General features: G+C 46.0%; 5 protein-coding genes. 2 read left to right on the top strand and 3 right to left on the bottom strand.

The features are described 5' to 3' along the window. The 3 genes from aceK to AACP44_RS07900 all read right to left on the bottom strand — a co-directional run. The coding region (aceK, locus tag AACP44_RS07910) for a bifunctional isocitrate dehydrogenase kinase/phosphatase (RefSeq protein ID WP_339339971.1) at nt 1-1272 on the bottom strand (1272 nt) is incomplete at its 3' end. Between the two features lie 74 nt (nt 1273-1346). Next, nucleotides 1347-1832, bottom strand: coding sequence for a putative 4-hydroxy-4-methyl-2-oxoglutarate aldolase (locus AACP44_RS07905; protein WP_339339970.1), 486 nt, complete (start codon nt 1830-1832; stop codon nt 1347-1349). Between the two features lie 107 nt (nt 1833-1939). After that, nucleotides 1940-3538 carry an isocitrate lyase gene (locus AACP44_RS07900; protein WP_339339968.1) on the bottom strand — a complete coding sequence of 533 codons (1599 nt, stop codon included), beginning with the start codon at nt 3536-3538 and terminating at the stop codon, nt 1940-1942. Between the two features lie 303 nt (nt 3539-3841). Here AACP44_RS07900 and AACP44_RS07895 point away from each other — a divergent pair, with 303 nt between their 5' ends. Next, a complete protein-coding gene (locus AACP44_RS07895) occupies nt 3842-4795 on the top strand; it encodes a LysR family transcriptional regulator (RefSeq protein WP_339339967.1) in 954 nt (317 codons plus the stop codon). Between the two features lie 129 nt (nt 4796-4924). Continuing rightward, a partial coding sequence (locus tag AACP44_RS07890; RefSeq protein WP_339339966.1) for a malate synthase G occupies nt 4925-6972 on the top strand: 2048 nt, incomplete at its 3' end.

The raw sequence follows: 6972 nt of genomic DNA, 5'->3' as shown, positions 1-6972 counted from the left end.
GTAAAGGTTCAGCGGTGTCATCCTGCGCTCGACATAGACATGATTGAGAATCAGCGCACTGCCCTTTTCCTGAATCAGCGATGGCGCCTCCTTTTTCAGCTCGGCCAGCAGTTCATCAGAAAAACGGCGGCGATCAAAGGCAAGATTATTAAATTCCTGTGTTTCCGCCATGCGGCCAGCCCGATCCCAGCGTTTAACCAGTTTGTACTTGCCTTTAACTTCCTGACGGGTCATATCTTTTGGCGGGGTAAAGCGATCTTTGATGACCTTATAGACATAGTCATAGGAAGGCAGGGTAAATACCAGCATCACCATTCCTTTAATACCGGGGGCAATCACATACTGATCATCGGTTTTTAATGTATGCGCAACCGCACTGCGATAAAACACTGTCTTGGCATGTTTACCAAAACCAATCGCACTGTACAGTTCAAACAATTGTTTCTGCGGCATAATACTTTGTAAAAAGCCAACATATTGTGACGGCACTGAGGCATCAACCATAAAATAGCTGCGGGTAAAGCTAAATAGTTTACTGACATCATCCGGTGAAAATAACACCGTATCGACATATACCCCACCCTGTTCGTTGTTGAGTATAGGGAACACAAACGGCAACATTTCACCGTCAACCACAAACCTGCCTACTAGGTAGGCCGCCTTATTACGGTAGAATAACGAATTTAAAACCTGGATTTTGGTTTGCTGGTTTTCTGGTAACCGCTGTCGCAATGATTTTTCTATTAAACCGGTGATATTGGTTACATCTCTATCGAGATCTTCAAAGGGAATATTAAATCTGGTGTCGAGAAGAACGGCGCGAACGTCGGCGGCCAAATCATTAGAGGCAGTGTATTCGGTAAAAATGATCTCGTCGTTTAAGCCTTTAGGCAAGAGATCAGGCGCATCGACAAAGGAATGCAGGTCGCGAATCTTTTCATGAGAAAACACATAGCAATACACCGAATTAAAAAAAGTTTGTGCTATTTCATAATTACTATGGGTTTTAACCAGCGTGGCATATTCGGCTTTGGCATCTCGCCATAGGGTGCGATCATTTAGGGAACGACCAGCAATACCATCGGCCATGCCGGCAACATCGCTGACTTTTTTCTTATACATTTCCAAGCGGTGGCTCATAGTGGCATGGACCAATTGCCAATCCGCTTTTTCAAAACGAGCTTGCGCACCTAGGGTAACATTTTGAAAATCACCAAAGAAGGCATCAAATCCATTGAGAATGGCTTTGGCTAAACCTTGTGCGTTGCTCATCCCCATAAGATAAAAACCTGTTTGAATTCCATAAAATAACTATCGTCCCTGCTAAACCGTGAACAATAAAGTTATTAGCCGGCTATTAGAGAGTTATCGGCAATAATAACACCGCTGCGATCAGCATAGATATATTGGCCCGGCTTAATCTGTAAGCCAGCGACATTAATCGTTACGTTTACTTGCCCTATACCAAGCTTTTCTGTTTTGCGGGGAATGGCGCCCAGCGCTATCACACCGATTTGCATGGTTTCAATTTCTTCAATATCGCGGATATAGCCATAGATGACAATGCCGGACCAGTTATTCTCAAGCGCCAGTGTCACTAGTTGATCACCCAGCAAAGAACGTCTAGGTGAACCGCCACCGTCAACTACTAATATCCTCCCCTTGCCGGGGGTACGTACCATCTCGCCGACTTTGGAATTATCTTCAAAACATTTTACGGTAACGACCTCACCGCCAAATTGACGAATAGCACCGTAGTGCTTAAATATGGGATCAGCGACCTGAATTGCATCGCCAAACTCATCACATAAATCGGGTGTTGATATTGTCATAGTCAATCACTCAGTGTTTGTCATAAATAATGGCACAAAACCAAATATAAAAAAGGCGGCCAAGGCCGCCTAGAAATACCAGAAGGTATTAAAGTGTTAACTCACTATTAACCAAATTGGTTCATCGTGTTGTCTTTACCAGACGCTTTTAATGCAGCTTCACCGGCAAAGTATTCTTTGTGATCATCACCCATGTCCGAACCGGCCATGTTTTGGTGTTTAACACAGGCAATGCCTTGACGGATTTCTTTACGCTGAACACCTTTAACGTAACCCAGCATACCTTGATCACCGAAGTACTCTTTGGCCAGATTGTCAGTAGACAGGGCCGCCGTGTGATAAGTTGGTAGCGTAATCAAGTGATGGAAGATGCCGGCTTCACGGGCTGCATCAGCCTGGAAGGTACGAATCTTGTCATCCGCCGCCGCTGACAATTCTGAATCGTCATAATCAGCGCTCATCAGGTTATCACGATCGTAAGCAGAAACGTCTTTACCTTCTTCAGTCCAGGCATCAAAGATTTGCTGACGGAAGTTTAAGGTCCAGTTAAATGACGGTGAGTTGTTGTAAACCAGCTTCGCATCAGGAACCTGCTTACGGATCTCATCCATCATGCCACCAATTTGACGAACATGTGGCTTTTCAGTTTCTATCCAGATTAAGTCAGCGCCGTTTTGTAACGACGTTACACTATCTAAAACACAACGAGCTTCTCCGGTTCCTTGTTTGAACTGGAACAAGTTAGAAGGTAAACGCTTAGGACGTAGTAGCTTGCCACCACGGTTGATCACAACATCGCCATTGCCTAAATCAGCAGCATCAATTTCATCACAATCTAAAAATGCATTGTACTGATCGCCTAAATCGCCTGGCTCTTTGGTAACAGCAATTTGCTTGGTTAAACCGGCACCCAATGAATCGGTACGGGCAACAATAACACCGTTGTCTACACCAAGCTCAAGGAAGGCGTAACGAACAGCGCGGATTTTTGCCAAGAAGTCTTCGTGAGGAACGGTTACTTTACCGTCTTGGTGACCACACTGCTTCTCATCAGATACCTGGTTTTCGATTTGAATACAGCAGGCACCGGCTTCGATCATTTGCTTAGCCATTAGGTAAGTCGCTTCAGCGTTACCGAAACCAGCATCGATATCAGCAATAATTGGAACAACGTGAGTTTGGTGATTATCAATTTTGTTTTGCGCTGTTTTTTCTGCAACTTCATCACCGGCTTCACGAGCGGCATCGACTTCACGGAACAAACCGCCAAGTTCACGCGCGTCGGCCTGACGCAAGAAGGTGTAGAGCTCACCAATCAACGAAGCAACGGAAGTTTTCTCGTGCATAGACTGATCAGGAAGAGGACCGAACTCACTGCGAAGTGCCGCAACCATCCAGCCTGAAAGGTACAAATAACGACGGTCAGTATTGCCTTCAAAATGCTTCTTGATAGAAATCATTTTTTGTTGACCGATAAAACCATGCCAGCAACCTAAAGATTGGGTGTACTTGGAAGAATCGGCGTCATAGTTGGCCATATCTGCACGCATAATATCGGCGGTATATTTGGCGATATCCAAGCCGTGCTTGAATTTGTTCTGTGCACGCATACGGGCAACAGACTCGGGGTTGATGGCATTCCAAGAGCTACCGTTAGTCTTGCAAAGACCTTCAACGGCGGTGATATCGTTTGTGTAATCTGACATGGTAAATCCTCTAAAATCAGAGCGGTGATTGGATGGCGTGCAGTCTACGACCAACACCAAAATTTAGGAAATTTATAGTTCTTATCTTCGGCATTTCTCTGGCGAATAATAGTGTGGTAATCTAGGCGGCCTGTGATCTGGCTCTTTGGCTGTATCGATGATTAGTCTGTAACCGAGAGGCTGATCAAAAATGGATGCTGCCATTAGGTCATTCTTGGTCATGCCAGATCATTCTTCTTGGAAGAGCTAGTAATTACAACAAGATCATACTAAGTTATAACTTTTGACAATAGCATTTATTCAATGAATATATCTCGTATCGACCTCAATCTGCTGGTGTATTTGGACGTGTTACTGCGCGAACAAAATGTCACCAAAGCTGCCGATCAGCTGGGTATCACCCAACCTGCAATGAGCAATAGCCTGCGCCGCCTACGTGATTTATTTAATGATCCACTACTGATTCGCACCAGCCAGGGTATGAGCCCCACCGAACGGGCCCAAGAATTACAGCCCCAAGTGCGAGAAATCCTCAGTAATGTTGAAAAAGCGATACAGCCTTCGGCCGAATTTAATCTCGCAGAAAGTGATCGAGTATTCCGCATTATGGCCAGTGATTATGCCGAATCCACTCTGATTCCGGCTTTGCTCAATGAAATCCGCGACTGCGCGCCCCATATCCGTCTCGATATCCTCACCCCCAGTGATGTGACCTTTCAAGACGTGGAAAAAGGCAAGGTCGATATGGCTATCAACCGCTTTGATTATCTGCCCCAGTCTTTTCATCAAGTGAATATTTGGCGGGATAATTTCACCTGCCTGATGAGCAAAGACAACCCGATTCAAAACGACTTTTCCCTGAATAGCTATCTGAATGCCCACCATATCTGGGTCAGTAAAACGGGCATGGGCGTCGGTGTTGGTATGAACCCTACTGATACACAACGACTGGGCTGGGTAGATGAAGCACTGGCCGAAATTGATAGAACACGACATATCAGGGTCTTTACCCGCCATTATCAGGTTGCAGCGCTACTGGCTGAACAGCCGGACTTGATTGCCACGCTACCCAAGCAGGCAGCACTGCTGCATTCAAAGTATGGCAATTTAATGATCAAGCCACCGCCTTTCCCCATTGTACCTATTGAGCTTAAAATGGCCTGGAGCCCGCTATTACATCACAACCCGGGGCATACCTGGTTGCGACGCTTAATCGTTGATGTGGCGCAGAACATTGTGGCGAGAAGTAAGGTCTGACTGAAACCGGATAGCTTATTCACCTGAGTTATACCGAATATGAAAACGATAAATTCGCTAAATTTTCACCCTCTCCGTAAAATCTTCCATCATTAAGTATTGTATTCAAGACACATTTAAGGGAAACCCATGACACAGCGCACCCAACAGGGCGGTCTGCAAATCGCCGACGAACTTTTCAGGCTGATTAACAACGATATTATTCCAGGCACCGGTATCGAACCGGAGCACTTCTGGACCGAACTGGAACAAATTCTGAATGATCTGGGCCCGAAAAATAAAGCGCTGCTAGCCAAGCGTGACCAGCTACAGACACAGATTGATACCTGGCATCAAACCAACGGTGCTGGTGAGGCCAAAGCCTACAAAGCGTTTTTGACGGACATTGGCTACTTAGTTCCTGAAGGTGAAGATTTTCAAATCACCACTGAAAATGCTGAACCGGAAATTGCCACACAAGCCGGCCCGCAATTAGTTGTGCCGATTATGAATGCCCGCTTCGCCCTTAATGCCGCCAATGCACGCTGGGGAAGTTTGTATGATGCGCTGTATGGCACAGATGTTATTGCAGAGACGGACGGCGCAGAAAAAAGCGGTGCCTATAATCCTGTTCGCGGTGACAAAGTCATTGCCTATGGCCGTGGTGTTTTAAACGATGCCGCCCCGCTAGCCGCAAGTTCTCACAACGCCGTGATTCAGTACAGCGTTGTTAATGCTCAGCTACAAGCAAATCTAGCTGATGGCACTACCACCACATTAACTGACCCAGCACAGTTTGTCGGCTATCAAGGTAATGCTGAAAAACCTGATGCTATTTTGTTATGCCACAATAATTTGCATATCGAAATTCAAATTGATCGCGACCACCATATCGGCAAACAGGATAGCGCTGGTGTTAAAGATATTTTAATGGAAGCCGCATTGACCACCATTATGGATTGTGAAGATTCCGTTGCCGCAGTGGATGCTGAAGATAAGGCCATTGCCTATCGCAATTGGCTTGGCCTAATGAAAGGTGATTTACAGGAAAGTTTGGAAAAAGGCGGCAAAACCCTTGTTCGTAAAATGAATCCCGACCGAGAATACACAGCTGCCGATGGCACTGCCATGACCCTAAAAGGTCGCAGCATGCTATTTGTTCGCAACGTCGGTCACTTGATGACCAACCCTGCAATTCTCGACAAAGACAACAATGAAATTCCCGAGGGGATTATGGATGGCATGGTGACTGCACTGGCCGCCATTCACGATTTAAACGGTTCCGGCAAGCTAAAAAACTCTAGCGCCAACAGTATCAATATTGTTAAACCCAAGATGCATGGGCCGGAAGAAGTGGCCTTTACCAACGAACTCTTTGATCGTATTGAAGATGCTCTCAAACTACCTCGTAACACCTTGAAGGTAGGTATTATGGATGAAGAGCGTCGCACATCGGTCAACCTCAAAGAATGTATTCGTGCCGTTAAAGAGCGGGTTGTGTTTATTAATACGGGGTTTCTTGATCGCACCGGTGATGAAATTCATACCAGTATGGAAGCCGGCGCTTTTGCTCCCAAAAGCCAATTAAAAACGATGACATGGATTGGCGCCTACGAAGATCAAAATGTCGATCTGGGCCTAGCCTGTGGCTTGCCGGGCAAGGCACAAATCGGTAAAGGCATGTGGCCAGAACCCGACAATATGACCAAGATGATGGATGCCAAAATTGGCCACCCTAATGCTGGCGCTAATACCGCTTGGGTTCCTTCACCCACCGCTGCAACGCTTCATGCCCTGCACTATCATCAGGTTAACGTGCCGAGCAAACAGCAAGAATTAAAATCTCGCACCCGCGCCAGTGTTGATGATATTTTGACAATACCGTTACTTGATGCTCAGCAAACTTTAAGCGCAGACCTAATTCAAAATGAACTGGATAATAATTGCCAAGGCATTTTAGGTTACGTAGTGCGCTGGGTCGATCAAGGTGTTGGCTGTTCAAAAGTCCCCGATATTAATAACGTAGGACTGATGGAAGATCGTGCCACACTGCGAATTTCCAGCCAGCATATTGCCAATTGGTTGCGTCATGGCATTTGCACTCAGCAACAAGTGATGGACACCTTAAAACGCATGGCCGCCGTAGTAGACTCACAAAATGCCGGCGACCCTGCTTATATCAATATGGCACCCAATTT

Origin of the sequence: uncultured Oceanicoccus sp. (assembly GCF_963968385.1) — a bacterium.
In the GTDB taxonomy this organism is placed as follows: domain Bacteria; phylum Pseudomonadota; class Gammaproteobacteria; order Pseudomonadales; family Dasaniaceae; genus Oceanicoccus.
This window is presented reverse-complemented; position numbering and strand designations above follow the sequence as displayed.

Bases quoted from the DNA above. Each gene is read 5' to 3' on its own strand.
- AACP44_RS07905 (WP_339339970.1), bottom strand. From the start codon at position 1,832: ATGACAATATCAACACCCGATTTATGTGATGAGTTTGGCGATGCAATT.
- AACP44_RS07900 (WP_339339968.1), bottom strand. From the start codon at position 3,538: ATGTCAGATTACACAAACGATATCACCGCCGTTGAAGGTCTTTGCAAG.
- AACP44_RS07895 (WP_339339967.1), top strand. From the start codon at position 3,842: ATGAATATATCTCGTATCGACCTCAATCTGCTGGTGTATTTGGACGTG.